The sequence below is a fragment of the Paenibacillus amylolyticus genome (assembly GCF_003719335.1).
GTDB classification, from domain to species: Bacteria; Bacillota; Bacilli; order Paenibacillales; family Paenibacillaceae; genus Paenibacillus; species Paenibacillus amylolyticus_D.
In genome coordinates, this window is the sequence record NZ_RIAS01000041.1 from 1 (window position 1) to 1,037 (window position 1,037).

Annotated in this window: 8 tRNA genes and 1 rRNA gene; all 9 read right to left on the bottom strand. The window is 53.6% G+C overall.

Annotation, left to right across the window (positions count from 1 at the left end):
• Window positions 1–2 precede the first annotated feature (2 nt).
• Window positions 3–75 (bottom strand) — tRNA-Phe (locus EC604_RS29345).
• A 122-nt stretch (window positions 76–197) separates the two neighbouring features.
• Window positions 198–275: transfer RNA gene (locus tag EC604_RS29350), tRNA-Asp, on the bottom strand.
• Between the two features lie 28 nt (window positions 276–303).
• Window positions 304–377, bottom strand: a tRNA-Met gene (locus EC604_RS29355).
• Window positions 378–396: 19 nt separating this feature from the next.
• Window positions 397–472, bottom strand: a tRNA-Val gene (locus EC604_RS29360).
• Window positions 473–595: 123 nt separating this feature from the next.
• Window positions 596–667, bottom strand: a tRNA-Glu gene (locus tag EC604_RS29365).
• Between the two features lie 4 nt (window positions 668–671).
• Window positions 672–747, bottom strand: a tRNA-Asn gene (locus tag EC604_RS29370).
• A gap of 3 nt (window positions 748–750) precedes the next feature.
• A tRNA-Ala gene (locus EC604_RS29375) sits at window positions 751–826 on the bottom strand.
• A 25-nt stretch (window positions 827–851) separates the two neighbouring features.
• Window positions 852–925, bottom strand: a tRNA-Ile gene (locus EC604_RS29380).
• A gap of 35 nt (window positions 926–960) precedes the next feature.
• A 5S ribosomal RNA gene (gene rrf, locus EC604_RS31145) occupies window positions 961–1,037 on the bottom strand; the annotation flags it as partial.

Consider the following 1,037-nt stretch of genomic DNA (forward strand, 5'->3'; position numbering starts at 1 on the left):
GGTGGCTCGGGACGGAATCGAACCGCCGACACGAGGATTTTCAGTCCTCTGCTCTACCGACTGAGCTACCGAGCCATATATGAATGGCGGAACCGACGGGATACTCTCACTTCGTTCGAGACTGCGAAGCAGATGCTCTCGAAGTAAATGCTCCGACGAACCCACAAACGGATTCTCATCCCTGAAGATTGTAAAGATGGCGGAACCGACGGGATTCGAACCCGCGATCTCCTGCGTGACAGGCAGGCATGTTAGGCCAACTACACCACGGTTCCAGATCACTTTCATAAAAGAAAGCTTTAATTGCGGGGGCAGGATTTGAACCTGCGGCCTTCGGGTTATGAGCCCGACGAGCTACCGGGCTGCTCCACCCCGCGTCATTAGGATAAATATATATGGTGGAGGCTGAGGGGATCGAACCCCCGACCCTCTGCTTGTAAGGCAGATGCTCTCCCAGCTGAGCTAAGCCTCCGTAAATATGACCCGTAGGGGATACTCTCACTTCGTTCGAGACTGCGAAGCAGTTGCTAACGATGCTAATCCTCCGACGAACCTTTGGGATCCTCATCCCACTCTTTAGTTATTAAAATAACTATGACCCGTAGGGGATTCGAACCCCTGTTACCTCCGTGAAAGGGAGGTGTCTTAACCCCTTGACCAACGGGCCTTAATGGCTCCCCGAACAGGACTCGAACCTGTGACAACTCGATTAACAGTCGAGTGCTCTACCAACTGAGCTATCAGGGAAAATGGTGGAGCCAAGCGGGATCGAACCGCTGACCTCCTGCTTGCAAGGCAGGCGCTCTCCCAGCTGAGCTATGGCCCCATACATATTTCTTATAAAGTTACTATGGGCCTTGGTGGACTCGAACCACCGGCCTCACCCTTATCAGAGGTGCGCTCTAACCAACTGAGCTAAAGGCCCCTATCTTTCGAAAAAAAATACCCCATTGGGGTTCCGCTTGGCGGCGTCCTACTCTCCCAGGACCCTGCGGTCCAAGTACCATCGGCGCTAGAGGGCTTAACGGTCGTGTTCG